Annotated in this window: 17 protein-coding genes; 7 read left to right on the top strand and 10 right to left on the bottom strand. The window is 52.4% G+C overall.

Annotated elements, in window-relative coordinates; genetic code table 11:
- The first annotated feature begins 105 nt into the window (after nt 1-105).
- The 3 genes from WMO26_RS08780 to WMO26_RS08770 all read left to right on the top strand — a co-directional run bounded on the left by WMO26_RS08780 (nt 106) and on the right by WMO26_RS08770 (nt 3,242).
- Nucleotides 106-762, top strand: coding sequence for an NfeD family protein (locus tag WMO26_RS08780; protein ID WP_349219695.1), 657 nt, complete (start codon nt 106-108; stop codon nt 760-762).
- 18 nt (nt 763-780) lie between these two features.
- Nucleotides 781-2,223 carry a flotillin family protein gene (locus WMO26_RS08775; protein WP_349219694.1) on the top strand — a complete coding sequence of 481 codons (1,443 nt, stop codon included), beginning with the start codon at nt 781-783 and terminating at the stop codon, nt 2,221-2,223.
- Nucleotides 2,224-2,300: 77 nt separating this feature from the next.
- On the top strand, nt 2,301-3,242 hold the full coding sequence (locus WMO26_RS08770; protein ID WP_349219693.1) for a DUF975 family protein: 942 nt from the start codon (nt 2,301-2,303) through the stop codon (nt 3,240-3,242).
- Nucleotides 3,243-3,330: 88 nt separating this feature from the next.
- On the opposite strand, the gene WMO26_RS08765 is transcribed toward WMO26_RS08770, so the two are convergent.
- The 8 genes from WMO26_RS08765 to WMO26_RS08730 form a co-directional block, all read right to left on the bottom strand.
- Complete coding sequence (locus tag WMO26_RS08765; RefSeq protein WP_349219691.1) at nt 3,331-4,353, bottom strand: PfkB family carbohydrate kinase; 1,023 nt, start codon at nt 4,351-4,353, stop codon at nt 3,331-3,333.
- Between the two features lie 216 nt (nt 4,354-4,569).
- Entirely contained in the window at nt 4,570-5,610 is a 1,041-nt protein-coding gene (gene bglB, locus WMO26_RS08760; protein ID WP_349219690.1) for a beta-galactosidase BglB, read from the bottom strand.
- A gap of 36 nt (nt 5,611-5,646) precedes the next feature.
- Nucleotides 5,647-6,408: a carbohydrate ABC transporter permease gene (locus WMO26_RS08755; RefSeq protein ID WP_349219689.1), complete on the bottom strand. Its 762-nt coding sequence runs from the start codon at nt 6,406-6,408 to the stop codon at nt 5,647-5,649.
- A gap of 96 nt (nt 6,409-6,504) precedes the next feature.
- The gene (locus WMO26_RS08750; RefSeq protein ID WP_349219688.1) at nt 6,505-7,467 is read right to left on the bottom strand and encodes a carbohydrate ABC transporter permease; all 963 of its coding nucleotides are present in this window, start codon (nt 7,465-7,467) and stop codon (nt 6,505-6,507) included.
- A 161-nt stretch (nt 7,468-7,628) separates the two neighbouring features.
- Entirely contained in the window at nt 7,629-8,975 is a 1,347-nt protein-coding gene (locus WMO26_RS08745) for an ABC transporter substrate-binding protein (RefSeq protein ID WP_349219686.1), read from the bottom strand.
- 93 nt (nt 8,976-9,068) lie between these two features.
- Nucleotides 9,069-9,938: a response regulator transcription factor gene (locus tag WMO26_RS08740; RefSeq protein ID WP_349219684.1), complete on the bottom strand. Its 870-nt coding sequence runs from the start codon at nt 9,936-9,938 to the stop codon at nt 9,069-9,071.
- The gene (locus WMO26_RS08735) at nt 9,916-11,526 is read right to left on the bottom strand and encodes a sensor histidine kinase (protein ID WP_349219683.1); all 1,611 of its coding nucleotides are present in this window, start codon (nt 11,524-11,526) and stop codon (nt 9,916-9,918) included. The genes WMO26_RS08740 and WMO26_RS08735 overlap by 23 nt, the downstream gene beginning before the upstream one ends.
- A 615-nt stretch (nt 11,527-12,141) precedes the next feature.
- Nucleotides 12,142-12,987, bottom strand: a complete 846-nt coding sequence (locus WMO26_RS08730; RefSeq protein ID WP_349219681.1) for a DegV family protein — start codon at nt 12,985-12,987, stop codon at nt 12,142-12,144.
- Between the two features lie 262 nt (nt 12,988-13,249).
- Here WMO26_RS08730 and WMO26_RS08725 point away from each other — a divergent pair, with 262 nt between their 5' ends.
- The 3 genes from WMO26_RS08725 to WMO26_RS08715 are packed head-to-tail and all read left to right on the top strand — an operon-like array spanning nt 13,250 to nt 15,119.
- Nucleotides 13,250-13,573, top strand: a complete 324-nt coding sequence (locus WMO26_RS08725) for a PadR family transcriptional regulator (RefSeq protein ID WP_349219679.1) — start codon at nt 13,250-13,252, stop codon at nt 13,571-13,573.
- Nucleotides 13,566-14,237: a DUF1700 domain-containing protein gene (locus WMO26_RS08720; protein WP_349219677.1), complete on the top strand. Its 672-nt coding sequence runs from the start codon at nt 13,566-13,568 to the stop codon at nt 14,235-14,237. Before WMO26_RS08725 ends, WMO26_RS08720 begins: the two co-directional genes overlap by 8 nt.
- Nucleotides 14,238-15,119, top strand: coding sequence for a DUF4097 family beta strand repeat-containing protein (locus tag WMO26_RS08715; RefSeq protein WP_349219676.1), 882 nt, complete (start codon nt 14,238-14,240; stop codon nt 15,117-15,119).
- Nucleotides 15,120-15,216: 97 nt separating this feature from the next.
- Here WMO26_RS08715 and glnA read toward each other — a convergent pair whose 3' ends face one another.
- Nucleotides 15,217-16,548, bottom strand: coding sequence for a type I glutamate--ammonia ligase (gene glnA / locus WMO26_RS08710; protein ID WP_349219674.1), 1,332 nt, complete (start codon nt 16,546-16,548; stop codon nt 15,217-15,219).
- A gap of 255 nt (nt 16,549-16,803) precedes the next feature.
- Here glnA and WMO26_RS08705 point away from each other — a divergent pair, with 255 nt between their 5' ends.
- Nucleotides 16,804-16,971 carry a CDIF630_02480 family spore surface protein gene (locus WMO26_RS08705; RefSeq protein ID WP_349219672.1) on the top strand — a complete coding sequence of 56 codons (168 nt, stop codon included), beginning with the start codon at nt 16,804-16,806 and terminating at the stop codon, nt 16,969-16,971.
- 110 nt (nt 16,972-17,081) lie between these two features.
- On the opposite strand, the gene lexA is transcribed toward WMO26_RS08705, so the two are convergent.
- The gene (lexA, locus tag WMO26_RS08700; RefSeq protein WP_349219671.1) at nt 17,082-17,675 is read right to left on the bottom strand and encodes a transcriptional repressor LexA; all 594 of its coding nucleotides are present in this window, start codon (nt 17,673-17,675) and stop codon (nt 17,082-17,084) included.
- Nucleotides 17,676-17,745 lie beyond the last annotated feature (70 nt).

Here is a 17,745-nt window from a genome sequence, read left to right as displayed (position 1 = left end):
GCCTTATTCAAAACTTCTTCATATTTTGCGTAAATTATATTGACAGATGTTATCGAAATCGGTATAATTATGGTAATTTGAAGTTACAGCAGAGAGGTGTTGCTTATGTTTGAATGGTGGGAAGGTCTGTCCAGCTTACTCAAGGTTCTCTACTGCATTGCGTTTCCCGCGTCGCTGCTGCTGCTTTTGCAGGTCGTTCTCTCCCTCTTCGGCCTGGGCCACGGGGATGGGGACTTCAACGCCAGTGACACTTCCGGCCTGGACCCGGATGCCGGTACACCCGGTGGAAGCGATGCGGGAACGCCGGACAGCTCTATGGACCCGGCCGACGCACCTGGGGACATTGGGGGCGACCCGTCTCTGCGGCTCTTTACCTTCCAGGGAATCGTAGCCTTTTTTACCCTGTTTTCCTGGACCGCCATTGTCTGTGTACAATCTCAGGTTCCTGCGGCGCTTTCCCTGCTGATCGGGTTTATGGTGGGGGCGGTGGCGCTCTTGGGCGTGGCTAAGTTCTACCAGTGGGCCACCCGGCTGCAATCAAATGGGACCATTTCCCTGCGCAACGCCCTAGGGCAGACGGGTGTAGTTTATATCCGCATCCCGAAAAAGGGCGAAGGGCAGGGAAAAATCACCATGACCATTCAGGAGCGGTTTTCCGAGCTAGACGCCATCACCTATGGCGACGAGGATTTGAAGCCCTCCACGGTGGTGCGGGTGGTGGACCTGGTCAACGATCTTTTGGTTGTAGAGAAAGAAAATTAAGCAATCGACGAAAGGGGTATGTTCACGCATGGATATCACGGTTATTTTTTGATTTGCGGTATTGTTCTGGTTCTTTTCCTGATTTTGCTCACCTTTGCCACCCGCTACCGCAAGTGTCCGTCCGACAAGGTAATGGTCATTTACGGTAAGGTTGGGGCGGATAAAAACGGTCAGCAGCGTTCCGCCCGCTGTATTCACGGCGGCGCCGCCTTTATCTGGCCGCTGGTGCAAGCCTACGAGTATCTGGACCTGACGCCCATTTCCATCAACGTAGACCTGCAAAACGCCCTTTCCCGGCAGAACATCCGAGTGGACGTTCCTTCCCGGTTTACAGTGGGCATTTCCACCGAGCCGGGCGTCATGCAAAACGCTGCCGAGCGTCTTTTGGGCCTCAAGCTCCAGGAGGTGCAGGAACTCGCCAAAGACATCATTTTCGGCCAGCTGCGTCTGGTCATCGCCACCATGGATATTGAGGAAATCAACACCGACCGGGATAAGTTTTTAGAGGCGGTGTCCAACAATGTGGAAATCGAGCTCAAAAAGATTGGCCTGCGGCTGATTAACGTCAATGTCACCGACATCAACGACGAATCCGGATATATTGAAGCGCTCGGTAAGGAAGCCGCTGCTAAGGCAATCAACGACGCCAAGAAGAGCGTGGCGGAAAAGGACCGGGACGGGGCCATCGGCCAGGCAAACGCCCAGCGTGACCAGCGCATCAATGTCTCCGCCGCCAACGCTACCGCTATCCAGGGTGAGAACGCTGCGCGGGTGGAAATCGCCCAGTCGGAAGCGACCCGCCGGGAAAAGGAGGCCGAGGCGCTGCGCATTGCCACAGCGGCGGAAAAAGTACAGGCGGCCAAGGCGCTGCAGGAAGCCTATGTAGCCCAGCAGGAGGCAGAAAAGACCCGTGCGTCTTTGGAACAAGCGTCCCAGGAAGCGGATATCATCGTGAAGGCTCAAATCGCCAAGCGGGAAAAGGAAATTGCAGCGGAAGCGGAAGCCGAGCAGCTGCGCCGCCGGGCCCGAGGCGAGGCGGACGCCATCTTTGCAAAAATGGAAGCCCAGGCAAAGGGTGTGGAAGAGCTGCTGACCAAGCAGGCCGCCGGCCTTTCCAAGATCGTGGCGGCGGCGGGCGGAAATCCGTCGGCCGGCGTGCAGTTGATGATCGCCGACAAGCTTCCCGAGCTCACCCGCATCCAGGTGGATGCCATCAAGAACCTAAAGATCGACAAGGTGACGGTCTGGGATTCGATGAACGGCCAAAACGGGGCTCCCACCACGGCAAACTTCCTCTCGGGGATGCTCAAGTCGGTCCCGCCGCTTCAGGACCTCTTCCGCCAGGCGGGAATGGAGCTTCCCGATTGGCTGGGCGAATCGGTGGAGCCGGCCGCAGCCTCCTGCGCGGAAGAAACGGCTGTCTCGGAGGACGGCATGCCCGAGAAATCCAAGGATGCGTAACCTGTTCGCTTTATAAACCGAAGCGCTAGGAAGACCCCTCTTCCTGCGCTGTAATCCAGCTCATTGGAGGTATCCTTATGTGGACCTGTGGACAACTCAAACAGCGGGCGAAATACAGCCTGGCCAATAAGTATTGGAGCGCCTTGCTGGCCTCCCTGATCATTTGGGGCATTACCTACGGAATTACTTGGCTGCTCAGTATCGTTTCTTCCACAGCCATGTTTTCCTCTCTGTTTCCTTCTCTGCTCAACAATTCCTATTCGTACGGTTCGTATTCCTACGGTTCCTACTACGAAGTCTCGCAGTTTTTCCTGCGGATGCTGCCTACCATGATCCTTACGGTGGTCATGAGCTTCCTGCCGCAATTTTTTGCCTTCCATCCCCTCCAGGTAGGCGAGCTCAACTGGTATTCCCGCAACCGGGAAACGCCGGCGCGCCCGGGGTACCAGAATCTCTTCTGCGCCTTTACCCGCACCTCTTACTGGAAGGTGGTCGGAGCGATGGCCTACCGTTATCTCTTCTTATTCCTGTGGACGCTGCCCGCTTTGGTTCCCTATGCTTTGATCTTTGTGATCATGGCGGTTGCACAAACCAATGCAAGCGTTGCCTTTCTAATGCCGCTTCTGCTGCTTGTGGTCATCGGTCTTATTGTGCTTCCCATTATTGCTTCGCTGCGGTACGTCTTTATCCCCTGGATCCTGGCGGACAATCCGCAAATCGGATACCGCCGGGCGATGGAACTGAGCAAGATCATGACTTGGGGACAAAAGGGGCACATTTTCGGTCTCTACTGGTCCTTCTTCCCCTGGTATCTGGCTGTCCTCGGCGCCACTTTTCTTACCTGTGGATTTGGAGCTGTGAGCATCATTTTCCTGATCCCCTATCTGCAGGCCACCTATGCGGAGCTCTACGCCCAGTGCCGGCATAACGCCATCCAGAGCGGCCAATGCTCGCTGGAGGAGCTTGGCTTTGCTTCCCCGGCCAATTCCCAGCTTCCGCCTTCCTATCCAAACGCGTAACATAAACTACCGTCCCTCTCTCTGCATAACAAAGAGGCCATGCGATTACTCGCATGGCCTCTTTTGCTGTCGCTTTTTTCAAGCGTAATTATCTCTGTACGCGGCCGGTGCCGTCGCCTCCGGCGAGCGTCTCCACTTCCTTGACGGAAACGGCGTTGTAGTCGCCTTCGATGGAATGCTTCAGGCAGGAAGCCGCAACCGCAAACTCCAGTGCGTCCTTGGAGGACTTACCGGCCAGCAGCGCGTAAATCAGGCCGCCGCCGAAGCTGTCGCCGCCGCCAACGCGGTCCACAATATGCACGTCGTAGCTCTTAGAGAAGTAGTAATCCTCTCCATCATAGAGCATGGCCGCCCACTTATTATCGTTGGCAGAGATGCTGGTGCGAAGAGTAATCGCAACCTTGGAGAAACCAAAGCGCTCCTTGAGCTTGCTGGCCACTTCACGGTATCCGTCGTGGTTGAGCTTGCCGGTGGTCACATCGGTAGCTGCCGCGCGGATGCCGAAGACTTTCTCCGCATCCTCTTCATTGGCAATGCAGACATCCACATACTCCATCAGCTGGCCCATAACCTGGCCAGCCTTCTCGGAAGTCCAGAGGTTCTTGCGGAAGTTTAAGTCGCAGCTGACCGTAATGTTCTTTGCCTTTGCAGCCTTGCAGGCTTCCAGGCAGCAGGCCGCCACATTGTCGCCCAGAGCGGGGGTGATGCCGGTGAAATGGAACCAGGACACACCCTCGAAGATGGAATCCCAGTCAAAATCACCAGGCTGAGCCAGAGCAATGGAAGCACCGGCACGGTCATAAATGACCTTGGAAGGACGCTGAGAAGCGCCTTTTTCCAGATAGTAAATACCCACACGGGGGCCGCCACGGACGATCTTGCTCACGTCCACGCCATAGCGGCGAAGGGAATTCACCGCGGCCTGACCGATGTCGTTTTCCGGCAGCTTGGTAACGAAAGCGGCATCCATGCCATAATTCGCAAGAGAAACCGCCACGTTCGCCTCACCGCCGCCATAGGTAGCGGTAAAGGTATCCGCCTGCGTGAAACGCAGATAGCCGGGAGGTGCCAGACGAAGCATCAGCTCACCAAAGGTAACAACTTTTGCCATTGAATAAACACTCCTATTCTTTTGTATGTCCTGGAAGCATCCATAACTTTACGCTTACCATTATACTGCGAAATATCCAAATGGGAAGAAGGAAACTGCGATATTTCTGCAAAAAAACCGTGTTTTTTTGGTTTTAATTCCTATTTTTCTGCATTTTTCGAGTTAATGAAAAAGGACTGCCCATGAAAGGCAGCCCTTTTATACAACATAAGTCGCTTAGATGAGTTCCGTAAGCATGAGCAGTACAAGGCCCTGGCCGTAGGCAGTCGGGCAAATTTTGATATTCTTATAGAAATCAAAATCCTTGCCCATTCCCGTGCCGTAAGACACACCGGCCACAATCCCGTCGTCCTGAATCTTCGCGAGAACTGCATTAGCCGCATTCATCGCGTAAAATTCATTTTCCTTGTCCAGCAAACCCATACGGATACCCTTGAGCAGTCCATAAGCAATGCCGGCGGTGGCCGAAGTTTCCCAGTAGCTTTCTTCTACATCGACGAGAGTATTGTAAAGACCATTGATGCTCTGATACTTGATCAAAGCCTTCACTTGATCCTTCCACGCAACCTCTACAAAACGAGTGGTCGCGTCACGTTCCCCGACAATGTCGATGAACTCTACCGCACCGGAAGTAAACCAGCTGTTGCCGCGCGCCCAGAAGGCATTGGCAAAATTATGCCGGCAATCAAACGTCCAGCCATGATAGAAAAGACCGGTACGCTTGTCCTGCAAATACTTAATATGGAACAGGAACTGATATTTTGCTTCGTCCACCAGCTGTGGACGATCAAGCACCTTTCCGGCTTTCGCCAGGAAAAGCACCGTCATAAAAAGGGTATCGTCCCACAACTGCTGATTGTGCCGATTCCACACCGTCATGTGCTGCATGCCGCCGTACTCGGTACGAGGCATCTCATTCATGACCCAATTGATCCAGCTCTCGATATGTTCGAGATAAACCGGGTTCTTGTTTTCCTCATAGAGGCAAACCATGGTCAGCATTGGGGCAACCGTATTGACATTGCGATGAGGCGGCTCCTTCTGAAGCTGCTTATCGTACCAATCAATCAAGGCATTATAAAAGTCCAGATCACCAGTCTTTTTATAAATCTTGAACATGCAGTACAGTGCAACCCCAACCGGCCATTCCCAGTTGTCCATGTTCATGTGGTCATAAAAGCCGTCCTTGCGCTCGGTCTTGAGAAGAACATCAAGCACCTTTTTGGCAAGTTGAAGCTTTTCCTGATCAATACTCATTTTGAAACCCCTTATTGTGAGAGTAAGGTCAATGGATTAGCCCTTCAGACCGGTGGTGCTGATACCTTCCACCAGATATCTCTGGAAGCAGAAGAAAATAATCAGCGTCGGGATCAGGGACACGGTGCTCATTGCAAACATAACGCCCCAGTCGGTAATGGCGTCCTTATCGGACATCATGCGCAAGGCCATGGAAATGGTGTAGTTCTGCGGCTTGTTGAGGTAAAGCAACGGGCCGATGAAGTCGTCCCACTTCCAGTAGAAAGCGAAGATCGCAGCCGACGCAATAGCGGGCTTGACCAACGGCATAATAATGCGGAAGAAAATCGAATACTTGCCGCAGCCGTCGATAGTGGCCGCTTCATCCAGATCTCTCGGAATTCCCTGCATAAACTGCATCATCAGGAAGATGGAGAACGGACCGTAGGAAGCGGCGAAGAAGGCCGGAACGATCAGAGGCAAAGAACTCTGAGCCCAACCAAACTGCTGGAACATCACGTACTGCGGGATCATAACGACCTGAATCGGCATCATCATGGAGATGAGCATGCAGGCAAACCAGAAACCGCGCAGTTTAAACTTACAACGCGCAAACGCGTAAGCGGCAAGGCACGACGAAATAATGGTACCAAGCGTTGCCAGAACAGAAATGTACAGAGAGTTCCAGGTAAAGGTGCTAAACGGGATGTTACTGATACCGTTAACCCAGCCCTTGTAGTAGTTGGTGAAATCCCAAGTACTCGGAATCAGTTCATAGGACTTGGACATAACATCAATACTGGGTTTGAGTGAACTCATGACCATCCAAACGATCGGATAGAGCATCAGCAATGCGAAGAGGATCATGAAAATATGATAGATTACGGTTCCAACTTGTCTTCTTGTTTTCATATCTTATTCCCCCTTCGACTCATAGTAAACCCAAGAATTGGAGGACTTAAAGATAATCGCCGTCATGATGGCAACGATAATCAGCAAAATCCACGCCATAGCGGAAGCATAGCCCATCTTGTTGTACTCAAAGCCCTGACGGTAGAGATGCAACGCGTAGAACATCGTTTCGTTCATCGGGCCGCCGCGGGTCGTAATATAGGCTTGCGTAAAGGCCGTAAAGCCAAGAATTAACTGATTGATAAGGTTGAAGAAAATAACCGGGGTCAGCATCGGGATGGTAATGCTAAAGAACTTGCGGAATGGGCCCGCGCCGTCCACCGTCGCTGCCTCGTAATACTCAGCAGGAATGTTCTTCAGTCCAGCTAGGAAGATCAGCATGGAAGAGCCGAACTGCCAGACCGCTAGAATAATCAGACACATCAGTGCCGTGGATGGCTGTGTTAGCCAGCCCCAATCACATTGAATACCAATAGACTGAAGAACCGCGTTGATGGTACCTTCCTGAATCCAGAGGGATCTCCACATAACAGCAACAGCAACGCTGCCGCCGACGATGGAGGGCAGATAATAAATCGTACGATACACACCAGAGGCCTTGGACTTCCGATTGAGGAGCATTGCAACAAGCAACGCAAAAATCAGACGCAGCGGCACGGATACCAGTGCATACACGAACGTAACACGCAATGCGGTATAGTAAACGCTGTCGGTCGTAAACATATTGATATAGTTCTGGAAGCCGACAAACGTTTCCTTCCCCAAGCCCTTCAAGGGATTGAGGTTGGTAAAGGAATAATACAGGGATGCAAAGATCGGATAAGCGGTGAATACCAGGAATCCGATCAGCCACGGTGCAAGGAAAATATAACCAGCCGCGTTTTCGCTGTTGATAAACGATGACCAACCGCTGCGACGTGTGAGCTGGTTCTTCGGCTGCTTTACAGCAGCGTTCGCATTTCTCACCACAGACAACTCCTTATCCAGTCCTGTAATCAACACCTAATTTCAAGTATTCGGCAGGAAAGACGCAAAAAGCGCTGACTTTTTGCGTCTTTCTGTCACAAGACTCAGTTTATTACTTCGCTGCAGAATAGGAATCTACAAAAATACCGATGGATCTGAGATTAACCAGCGTTGTTTGCAAAGATCTGCTCGCTGTTGTTCCAGCAATCGTCAGCAGCCTGCTGAGCGGTCTTCTTGCCGTACACGATGGCGTCGAACTGATCCTTGATTTCCTTGGTGATTTCAGAACCAGCAACAGGCTCCGGAGGATCGATCTCGGTGGCATACTTGCCGACCACGTCGATGTAATCGTAAACCTTCTTGTTGTTGGCGTCAGCCTCTGCAACAAGAGCTTCGTTGACCTTCTTCATGATGGTAACACCACGATCCGCGCCAGCGAGCTTATTGGCTTCGATGTCGTTAAGGATGAAGGAGATCAGTCTGGCAGCCGCATTGCGATCGGCTTCCGGGCAGTCTCTGGTGATGGACCACAGCATGGAGGGCTTCAGGTAGATACCGCCATTGTCGGTACCGGGCATCATGGTGAGCTGGAAGTCACGGGTTTCGTCGTTGGCCAGCTTCATAACGTTGATAACCTGGTTGCTCCACAGCGGTTCGCCCCAAGTCTTCTTCTGGGCCAGCAGGTCGTTATCCTGATTAGCCGCATAAACAATGTCAGGGCTCAGAGCGTTGCCGGACTTGCTGAGATCTTCCTGAACCTGGAAGGCTTCCTGAAGGAGAGCCTTGTCAAAACCGAAGGTCTTGCCATCTTCAGAGTACATATGCTTGCCCTGGTTGCGGACATACATCTCAACGAAGAATTTCGGGTCGGTAGAAATCAGCGGAACAGTCGGCAGATTCGCCTTGGACATCATTTCCTTAGAAATGGTGTCGAATTCGTCCCAAGTGAACTTCTCGGAAGGAGCGGTAACGCCGGCATCCTTCAGAGCAGTCGCATCGTACAGGTAGCAGAACGCGTTAACACCGGTGGAAATGCCGTACAGCTTGCCGTCGATCTTGCCGCCATAGAAGGCATCGCCCTTGATGTCGGAGAGATCCAGGTTCTTATTCTCAACCTGCGCGGTCATGTCAACGATGGTGCCGTTGTCAATGAACTGACCGATCTTCGCATAGTCCTGCTGCATAACGCTCGGCAGGGTGTTGGAAGCGGCCTTGGTGTTCATGCTGCTCCAATAGTCGTCCCAGCTGACATACTCAGCGTTGATGGTGACGTTGGTATTCTTGGACTTGTACAGGTCAAGAATCTTGTTGGTGTAGTCATGACGGGTAGAACCGCCCCACCAGGAAATACCCAGGGTAATCGGTCTCGTGGTGTCCTCGCTGGACGCCTGCGTGGAAGTAGCGCCGGAAGTGGTTCCGGTACTGCTGGTGCCGCTGTCGCCGCCGCATGCGGAAAGAACCGTCATGAGGACCAACAGCAGGCAGAGAACAAGAGATGTCTTTTTCATTGTTCAACAAACCTCCTATGAATTTTGTGGACGAAAGTTTCGTCACAGACCTATAATAAACTAAGTCGAGCCGAAAAGAAATAAAAAAAACCGTCAATTCTGTTCAATTATTTGTGGGTTTTGTTGCAGGGTGCGTTTATACTCGCTGGGAGTGTACCCCACATACTTCTTGAACACCTGACTAAAATACTGAGGGTTCTCACCCAAGCCAACCTGTGTGGCCACCTCATAAAGCCTTTCGCCATCGCTGTTTTCAATCAGATACTTCGCATTTTCCATGCGTACCTTGAGAACATACTGTGTAAACTTTTCGCCCACCTCCTTTTTGAAAAGCTTCCCAAGGTAACCATCGTTCATAAATATTACTTCATGCGCAAGCTGCTTGAGTGACAAATTTGGGTCCGCATAATGTGTCTGCACATAGCGGATGATAATCTGGGCGATGTTTCCATGCCGGGTCTCCAGATAGTCAAGCTGATCTTTGTCCGCCCAGGTGGCAAAGTCAGGAGGAAATAATTCCCTCACTGCATCCGGCATCTTTTCCATATTTTCATTGATCGTTTTAATTAAGTTATCCAGGCGCTGCTTTTGCAGGCGCTCGGCCTTGATCTCCACCAGCATCTCCGCAATCTGTTCTTCATTGCACGGCTTGAGCAGGTAGTGCTTCACGCCGCAGCGCATCGCCTTTTGTGCATATTCGAACTCCCCGTGGCCGGAGAGGACGACAAAAATCGTATCCGGCGACAGCATACGCGCCTGATCGATCAGGGTTATTCCATCCATAAGCGGCATTTTTATATCGGTAATAACCAAATCGGGATGCTGCGCGGTGATGATTGCCATGGCTTCCTTCCCGTTTTGCGCTGCTCCGATTACCCGAACCTGGTACTTTTCCCAGTCAATGCATTCCGTTAATCCCTCACGGCTAATCTTTTCATCATCAACTATGAGCAGTTTGTACATCCTCTTTCACCACCTTCGGAATCGTAAGAATCACCTTCAAGCCTCCGCCTGGGTTGTTCTCGAAGCTCATTCCATACTCTTCTCCGAAACACAGCTTTATTCTCTCATTGATGTTTTTCAGTCCGATTCCAAGGCCGTGAGGCGATGTTTTGAAGGATGCGATCTTTTCGAAATCCTCCGGGCTTAGACCCGGTCCGCTGTCCGACACGCACAAACGGATGCAATTGCCTTCGCTGTGCGCCTCCAGCCGCACCACACACGGGTGGTCGGTAGCCCCTACCGCATAATTCATGCAGTTCTCCACAATCGGCTGAATGGTCAGCCGGGGCAAAGTATAGGGATAAAGGTCATCCTCCACATCCAGTTCAAACTGAAGTTCCTCTCCAAACCGGATGGACTGAATATCTATGTAGTCTTTTACAATATCAATCTCCTGACGAAGGGTAATGGTGGATGCGTCGTTTTTGCTGATGGAATAGCGCATCAAGTGGGATAGGGCTTCCACCATGGTCGAGATGTCCTTCTGTCTGGAGCGCTTGGCTAACCAATTGATCGAATCCAGGGTGTTGTACAAAAAATGGGGATTGATTTGGCTTTGCAGCGAGCGGTACTGATAGTCCTTCAAAAGAAGGCGCTTTTTGTAGTCCTCGCTCACATAACGGTCGATGCGGGAAACCAAAAGCGAAAAATTACGGTAGAGATACCCGATTTCATCGCCGCGCTCCGCCAGTTTCTGGTTGCGCGGGGGCTGGGTGCCGGTAGGTTCGCTTTGTTGCATATAGGCAACCAGCCGGTCAAGAGGCTGGGTAATGGAGGCAATCAGCCGGTTTGTCACAAACAGGGCCAACAGAAGAAGGACCGCCAAAGCCACGATCAACGTATTTCTCAATACAATGATATTCTGGAAAATATGGTTATATTCGATGGCAATCACATACAGCCAGTGCCGGCCTTCTGAATACTGATACGCAATGAACTGTTTGCTTCCATTGACCGTTTCAAACGTGTATCCTTCGCGGCTCGGAAGATCGCGCTGCCTCAGGTCATCCAAAAAGGCCTCGTTCTCCGCTCCGCCGGGGTAAACGACGCTGTCCTGCGTGAGCATATAGAATTTCATATTCGGGTCCAGCTGCGACGGTACGTTGTTTCTGCGCAGGTACATTTGCAGGTCATACCGAATAATGAGAATCCCTTCGCTGCGCTTAAGGTGCGCCCGGTTTCGAAATTGACGGACAAAAACCAGTGTGGTTCCATCCAGGATGGTATCGTAAACCGCAATGTCCCCTTCCGCCTCTTCGGCTAGAGCAGTCAACTCCTGTTGGAACTCCTCGCTCATTTCCGCGTCCTGGCCGATTTTCCCTACATGCCCGTCCGGAAAGAGAAACTGCATGGACCGGATGCAGGCATCCGAATAGGAAAACCGCCAAAACCGCTTCATCAACCGGCGAATCTCCCAGCGAAGGTCTGCATCCGTCATGTCGCTGTGGTTGATGCCGGTAAGCTCTTCGAAGATGGCGTCGTCGGTAATCATGATATGGGTAATGGTATCCACTGATTTCTCCACCGACTCCACATTCAGCGCAGACATATTGAGAACCTGCGCCGATTGCTCAAAGAGCACCTGATTGTAAGAATCCAGCGAAAGTTGCGCAGCCAAGAAAGTAACGGAAAAAATAAAGATCAACAAAATTGTGAAAACCAACTGGAACTTGTGCCGGATCTTCAAGTTTACAAAAAAACGAGAAAGTCCGCGGAACAGACCACCGACACTTTTTAGCATTTTCACAACTCTCCCAATTACTCTCTCCCGAAATTGGAACCGTGGTCGTTTTCCATCAATTTTTACTATATATTATATCAGATTTGTCAGTCTGTCAAGTGAACTTGATGAAAAGGCAATATTTTGTTTATTAAAAACGCCATTTATTTCGCAGCAAAACCGGCCTTTTTATGGCAATGTCGTCAGTTGCGTTCACAAATCTGATACATCCATAAAAATCCAGACAGAGCGAGAGGCGTTGATTTTCTTATAAAAATTAGACATTCACCACTAATTTCTACAAAAAAAGCAACGTTTGAAAAGACGTAAAAATTCCTGTTTTTTTTCAGAAGCATTTTTTGCGACTGCTAAAAAAATTATTTGAGTTTTCCTCTATCCGGCGCAAATTTCTGAAATAAATTCCCTATTATCCCCTCAATTTCCCTATTTTGTGATAAAAAGAACACCCAGGGTATTGGGGCCGCAGTGATTGCTGATGGTACACCCCGCTCGGGTCACCAGGATTTCATGGAAGCTTGCAAATTCCTCCACCTTGCGTCTGACCCGGTCGATGTGCTCCTGGGCAATGCCGGCGTGCGTAATAAAAATGCGGTCGAGGGCCAAATCCTCTCTTCCTTTCAGACGGTTTTCCACATACTCTTCCAGCACGTCTCCCAGTTTGCCGCGGAACTTCTTCCCCACCTTCATATTGCCGTCTTCCACCTCGATGCAGGGCTTTAGGCGCAGCAGGTTGGCGCCCAGCGCTGTAATACCGGAGCAGCGCCCGCCTTTCCACAGGTATTCAAGCTTGTCGATAATAAAGCTGGCACGTACCTTGTCCCGCAGCCGTTTCATTTCTTCGGCGATTTTCGCCGCCGGGACCCCTTCCTTGGCCATGTCACAGGCGCGGAGCATCAAAAGAGCCGTTCCGGTGGAGAGGTTCTTGGAGTCCACCACATAGACGTTGGAAAACTCCTTAGCAGCCAGACAGGCGTTGTTATGAGCGGCGGAAAAGCCGGAACTGATGTTGAAATGAATCACCGCGTCCCCTTCCCTGGCTTTGCGGGAGAAAAACTCCATATAATCGGCAGGGGTAGTGGCGGAGGTAGTGGGAAGCTTCCCATTCTGATTATAATAGGCGTAAATATCGTCAGGCTGGACGTCCACCCCGTCCCGCCGGCTTTCCTCACCGAAGTTCACGTAAAGAGGCACCGTCTCAATCCGATAGCGTTCCTTTAGTTCCTGCGACAGGTCGCAGGTGCTGTCCCCTGTAATGATGATGTTCTCCATCTGCCAATGACTCCTATTTTCCTCTTAAAATGGCGGGCTTTGCCGGGACAGCGCGATTGCCGGCGCCTAAAACGGCGGTTCTTTTTCCCTTGTCAAGCCCAATTTTACAAATTTCCAAAGGGAGTGTACCATAAATTCGCATGAATTGCAAATTTCGCAGAAAAAAAGCGCTGAGGCTATTGACAAATGTACTATTTCGTTTTATATTCAGTATTATTTATGAAATAATACCTGTCCAAATTTAATATTGTGAGGTGACGCCATGACTATTCAGTTTAAAAAGGGGGTACTGGAGCTATGCGTGCTCGCGCTGCTTGACAGCCGTGACCGCTACGGGTATGAAATTGCGGCTTCCCTGACCAAAGGCATTGATATTTCCGACGGAACGGTCTACCCGGTTCTCAGGAGGCTCCAGCAGGATGACTACCTGACCTCTTATCTGCGCGAATCCCAGGGCGGTGCGCCGCGGAAGTATTACACCTTGACACCGAAGGGCAAGGAATTTTTATCCTTGCTCGTGGAGGAATGGCGGCGGTTTTCCGCCCAGGTTGACACGATCATTCATGGAGGTGAGGAAAGTGAATAAGGAACAATTTTTGACGACGCTCAACGAGGCCCTTTCTCCCCTTTCCCGCAGCGAACGGGAGGATATCCTCAGCGATTACATTGAACATTTCCGCGCCGGGCAGGAAAACGGGAAGACCCCAGAGGAGGTGGCGGAGGCCTTGGGGGACCCATCCGAGCTTGCAAGGGCCTATATCGAGGAGCTGGCAGGCGGGAAAGGAAGCGGGCCTGACGCCGAAGCAACGGGAAAACCGGATCCGGGCAGCGGCGAGCCTGTATTACAAGCAACCCAGGAACCATCTTTGCGGCCTTACGCACCGGCAGGGACCGCGCAGGGCACCCCTGCATCCCGGGAAAGGCCCCAAGGGAGCCAGGCTCTGGGCATTGTGCTGGTGGTGCTCTTTAACTTTTTCCTGGGCGTCTGGATTCTCATCGCCCTGGCCTGCACTGTGATCGCGTTGTGGGCCGTACCGATTTCCCTGTTCGGCGGCGGGCTTGCTGTGATGGTGGGCGCAATCGTGAGTTTTTCGGGTATGCTTCCGCTGATCTTTTCGCTCTTGGGAGTCAGCCTCATCGCCCTGTCGGGTCTGGCGGGCATCGGAATGTACTACGTCTCCTATTACTTCATTCGCTTTATCGCCATCTACATCAAATTCTGTGCAAAGCTTTGCAGGGAGGGAATCTAAATGAAAATGCGATCGGTAATCATCACCCTATCGTGTGTATTCGGCGTGACGCTGATAGCGGGAAGCATCTGCGCGGCGGTGGCGAAGGACGAAATCGTTGACTTTTTTAAGGGGCGCTACATCACGGCGGAGGGAAAGCCGGTGGAGGACTATCAGGACCGCAAAAGCGCGGCGCTTGCGGGCATTGAAAAGGTCGAGATTTCTTCCAATGCCGGCGAACTCAATGTGATTCTCACCGACGACCCCCAGCTTTCCGCAGAATACAAGCAGAGCGGAGCCTCACGCAAGCCGGAGCTGATGGTGGAGCGGGACGGCGATACCCTGTCGGTCTATGTGGACGAGCGCTTCCAATGGTTCAACTTCGGTGCCTGGGAGCGCAAGCTGACGGTATATCTGCCCAAAGCCTACGCCCGGGATCTGGACATCAAGGTAAACGCGGGCAGCGCCAGGGTGGAGGCTCTGTCGGGTCTGGACGAGGTGAATCTGACCCTCAACGCCGGTTCTCTTTCCTGCGAAGGGGTGCAGGCCCTGGAGCTGGACCTGAAGGTCAACGCCGGAACCATGCAGGTAAACGGCATTGTGGGCGGTTTTGACGGCGACGTAAACGCCGGAAAGCTGATTGCCAACGTGACCAGCCTGATAAGAGACATCGAAGTAGAGGTTAGCGCGGGCAATGCGGACGTGACCATTCCTTCTGACGCCTCCGCCGTGGTCAACCTGCACGCCAGCGCCGGCAGCATCTCCTCCGACTTTGACCTTAATTCCTATAACAATGCCGCCAAGAAGGACATCAATGGCGTTTTGGGAAGCGGCCAGTATAAGATTGAAGGCAAGGTATCCGCCGGCGGCCTAGCGCTGCGGCAGGGGCCCGCCTCCAACTAACGGCGTGTTTCAGCTTTCATTGCTTTCATATAAATGAGCCTTCGTATTTATACAGAAAAAGGCCCCGGCATTGACGCCGGGGCCTTTCTTTATAAAATCAATAGCGCACCAGATAGCGGTCCAGCTCCCACGGAGTGACCCGGGTGGTGTACTCGTACCATTCGTGCAGCTTATGCTCCACGTACTTGTTGTAGATATGCTCGCCCAGAGTATCCCGTACCAGCTGATCCTGAGTCATATCCCGGATGGCATGCTTGAGGGAATCGGGCAGGCTGCGAACATTCTTTTCCTCCAGCTCCTTCTTGCTCATGAGGAAAATGTTCCCGTCAATGGCAGGAGGAGGCGTGAGTCCCCGTTCTATGCCGTCGAGACCCGCCGCCAGGCACAAAGCCAGCACCAGATAGGGGTTTGCCGCCGGGTCGGGATTGCGAAGCTCAATACGGGTTCCTATGCCGCGGGAGGCGGGAATGCGAATGAGTGGGCTGCGGTTGGAAGCGGACCAGGCAATATAAACCGGCGCTTCAAAACCGGGTACCAGCCGCTTATATGAGTTGACCAAGGGATTGGTGACCGCGGTCATGCCGGTGATGTGTTCCATCAGGCCGGCGATAAAGCCGTAGGCTTCCTTGCTCAGGCCGTTTTCCCCGTTGGGATCGTCAAAGACGTTCCTGCCGTCCTTTTGCAGGGACATGTTGATGTGCATCCCGGAGCCCGCCTCGCCAAAGAGGGGCTTGGGCATAAAGGTGGCGTGCAGCTTGTGCTGCATGGCCACCGACTTGACCACCAGCTTAAAGGTCATGATATCGTCCGCCGCGCGCAGGGCGTGGTCGTACTTGAAGTCGATTTCGTGCTGGCCGTTGGCCACCTCGTGATGGGAGGCTTCGATTTCAAAGCCCATGTCCTCCAGAACCAGGCAAATGTCCCGCCGGGCGTATTCCCCCAGGTCGATGGGGCCTAATTCAAAATAACCGCCTTTGTCGTTGGTGTCGGTGGTGGGCTGGCCGTCCTCATCGGTTTTAAAAAGGAAAAATTCACATTCCGGGCCAACATTGAACGTGTAGCCCATCTTAGCCGCCCGATCGAGCACCGAGCGCAGCACGCTTCTCGGGTCGCCGGCAAAGGGCTTCCCGTCGGGACGGTACACGTCGCAGATGAGGCGGGCGGTGCGGCCCGGCGCATCCATCCACGGGAAGATCACAAAGCTGTCCAGGTCCGGCACCAGGTACATATCGGATTCCTCGATGCGCACGAAGCCTTCGATGGACGAACCGTCAAACATGCATTTGTTGTCCAGCGCTTTTTCCAGCTGGCTTGTGGTAATCGCAATATTTTTCAGCGAACCGGTAATGTCGGTAAACTGCAGGCGGATGAAACGGATTTTTTCCTCCGTGCAGATACGCATGATGTCTTCCCTGGTGTATTTGATCACAGTTTGGCCTCCTTTTTTTCCTTGCAAGAGGATCCGCTCCTCCTGAAAACACCGCCGTCAGGCCTTTGCTCGTACCGTGTCCGGCGCCTTTTGCATTGTTACACATTATAGCATTGATCCGGCTGCCGTTCAAGCTCTTATTTTGCCCCAAAGAAGACCGATTCACCCTGGAAGGATTGGTAAAATCCGCTGACGAAATGGGGCGTATAAAGAAGATGGCACACGTACACATTAAGGAAAGGAGGTGTGTCACGGATGAAAAAAGACCCGAAAAAATCCGCAAAGCCGGAAAAGCTGACCGGCGCTTTCTATTACCAGGCCATCACCCATCCCGATTCCCGCGATGAGGAAACCAACATGGCCATTCCAAATGAGGACCACGTGATTCAGAACAAAAACTGGGTAGACAGCAACCACAAATAAATCCGCCATCAAACCGCCGTTTCCGCGCCCATCCCTTGACGGCACGGACAACACGACAAAACGCACCCGGCCGCAAATGCTGCAGACGGATGCGTTTTCTCTTTTTTGGATTACGGCTCGTAATACCGGATGCAGGAGACGACCTTTCCCAGAATCGCCACATGGTCGGTAATAATGGGCTCCATGGCAGGGTTCTCCGGCTGAAGGCGGTAGTGCCCGTTTTCCTTGTAGAACCGCTTGCAGGTGGCCTCGTCGTCAATAAGAACCACCACGATCTCGCCGTTCTTGGCGGTAGGGGTGCGCTCCACCACGATGATGTCCCCATCCAAAATCCCGGCGCCGATCATGCTTTCTCCCATGACCCGCAGGGCGAACAGCTCACTCGCTCGCTTGAGGCGGCTGGTAAAGGGCAAATAATCTTCCACATTCTCCACCGCCAGAATCGGCTGGCCGGCAGTAACCCGACCGAGGACCGGGATAAACCGGGCGCTTTCCCCAACAATGCGGATGGAACGATTGAGCCCCTCGTCCCGGCTGATGTACCCGGCGTTCTCCAACGCCTTAAGGTGGTAATGCACCGTAGACGTGGAGCGGATGCCGGTGGCCGTACAGATTTCCCGCACGGAAGGGGGAACCCCGTCCGTCTGGATACGCTCGCGGAGAAAATTATAAATCCTCGCCTGGGCCTCGCTGATTTCCTTCATCGCCTGCTCCTCCTATCATCCCGCAATCCCACCCAGCATGAGGGCCATCCCCCTGCCGAACAGCTTTGCG

Source organism: Solibaculum intestinale (assembly GCF_040096205.1).
In the GTDB taxonomy this organism is placed as follows: domain Bacteria; phylum Bacillota; class Clostridia; order Oscillospirales; family Acutalibacteraceae; genus Solibaculum_A; species Solibaculum_A intestinale.
This window is presented reverse-complemented; position numbering and strand designations above follow the sequence as displayed.

What these genes read in the sequence shown, in the direction of transcription:
- WMO26_RS08780 (WP_349219695.1), top strand. Translation starts at nt 106, where the DNA reads ATGTTTGAATGGTGGGAAGGTCTGTCCAGCTTACTCAAGGTTCTCTAC.
- WMO26_RS08775 (WP_349219694.1), top strand. Translation starts at nt 781, where the DNA reads ATGTTCACGCATGGATATCACGGTTATTTTTTGATTTGCGGTATTGTT.
- WMO26_RS08770 (WP_349219693.1), top strand. Translation starts at nt 2,301, where the DNA reads ATGTGGACCTGTGGACAACTCAAACAGCGGGCGAAATACAGCCTGGCC.
- WMO26_RS08765 (WP_349219691.1), bottom strand. Translation starts at nt 4,353, where the DNA reads ATGGCAAAAGTTGTTACCTTTGGTGAGCTGATGCTTCGTCTGGCACCT.
- bglB (WP_349219690.1), bottom strand. Translation starts at nt 5,610, where the DNA reads ATGAGTATTGATCAGGAAAAGCTTCAACTTGCCAAAAAGGTGCTTGAT.
- WMO26_RS08755 (WP_349219689.1), bottom strand. Translation starts at nt 6,408, where the DNA reads ATGAGTTCACTCAAACCCAGTATTGATGTTATGTCCAAGTCCTATGAA.
- WMO26_RS08745 (WP_349219686.1), bottom strand. Translation starts at nt 8,975, where the DNA reads ATGAAAAAGACATCTCTTGTTCTCTGCCTGCTGTTGGTCCTCATGACG.
- WMO26_RS08740 (WP_349219684.1), bottom strand. Translation starts at nt 9,938, where the DNA reads ATGTACAAACTGCTCATAGTTGATGATGAAAAGATTAGCCGTGAGGGA.
- WMO26_RS08735 (WP_349219683.1), bottom strand. Translation starts at nt 11,526, where the DNA reads ATGTCTGCGCTGAATGTGGAGTCGGTGGAGAAATCAGTGGATACCATT.
- WMO26_RS08730 (WP_349219681.1), bottom strand. Translation starts at nt 12,987, where the DNA reads ATGGAGAACATCATCATTACAGGGGACAGCACCTGCGACCTGTCGCAG.
- WMO26_RS08725 (WP_349219679.1), top strand. Translation starts at nt 13,250, where the DNA reads ATGACTATTCAGTTTAAAAAGGGGGTACTGGAGCTATGCGTGCTCGCG.
- WMO26_RS08715 (WP_349219676.1), top strand. Translation starts at nt 14,238, where the DNA reads ATGAAAATGCGATCGGTAATCATCACCCTATCGTGTGTATTCGGCGTG.
- WMO26_RS08705 (WP_349219672.1), top strand. Translation starts at nt 16,804, where the DNA reads ATGAAAAAAGACCCGAAAAAATCCGCAAAGCCGGAAAAGCTGACCGGC.
- lexA (WP_349219671.1), bottom strand. Translation starts at nt 17,675, where the DNA reads ATGAAGGAAATCAGCGAGGCCCAGGCGAGGATTTATAATTTTCTCCGC.